Origin of the sequence: Streptomyces odontomachi (genome assembly GCF_024435355.1) — a bacterium.
In the GTDB taxonomy this organism is placed as follows: domain Bacteria; phylum Actinomycetota; class Actinomycetes; order Streptomycetales; family Streptomycetaceae; genus Streptomyces; species Streptomyces odontomachi.
Map to the genome: position 1 here is coordinate 1 of NZ_JAMJWG010000097.1, position 556 is coordinate 556.

The following is a 556-nucleotide window of genomic DNA, read 5'->3' on the forward strand; positions in this document are numbered from 1 at the left end:
GCTGGCATCCCACGGTGAGGCTGCGTGCGTGGCTGCGGTGAACAGTCCGCACACCACGATCATTGCTGGTCAGCAGGGTGTGCTGGAGGCCGTGGTCGCGGAGTGTGAGGGGCGTGGTGTGCGTGCGCGGATGATCCCGGTCGACTACGCCAGCCATTCGCCGCAGGTGGAGGTGGTCCGGGAGGAGATCCTGAGCGCGCTGGCGGACGTCAAGCCGTGCGAGTCGTCCATCCCGTTCTACTCCACCGTCACCGGCGGGCTCCTCAAGGACACCACCGTCTGCGATGCCGCGTATTGGTACCGGAACCTGCGTGAGCGAGTCCGTTTCGAGGAGACGATCGGTGTTCTGGCCGGCTCCGGGCACACCGCGTTCGTCGAGGCGAGCCCGCACCCGGTCCTGACCCTCCCGGTCAATGACACTCTGCACGCCCTCGACGTCGAGCCCGCGCTGGTCACCGGAACCCTTCGTCGTGATGAGGGGAGTCTGGAGCGGTTCCACGCCAGCCTGGCGGCGGCCTTCATCGCCGGTCTGGACGTCGACTGGCACCAGCCCGCG

1 protein-coding gene is annotated in these 556 nt (G+C 68.0%); it reads left to right on the forward strand.

Annotated elements, in window-relative coordinates; all coding sequences use genetic code 11:
- Positions 1 to 28: 28 nt before the first annotated feature.
- Positions 29 to 556, forward strand: a 528-nt coding sequence (locus NQO67_RS43540) for an acyltransferase domain-containing protein (RefSeq protein WP_255956201.1), incomplete at its 3' end; no start/stop codon positions are given.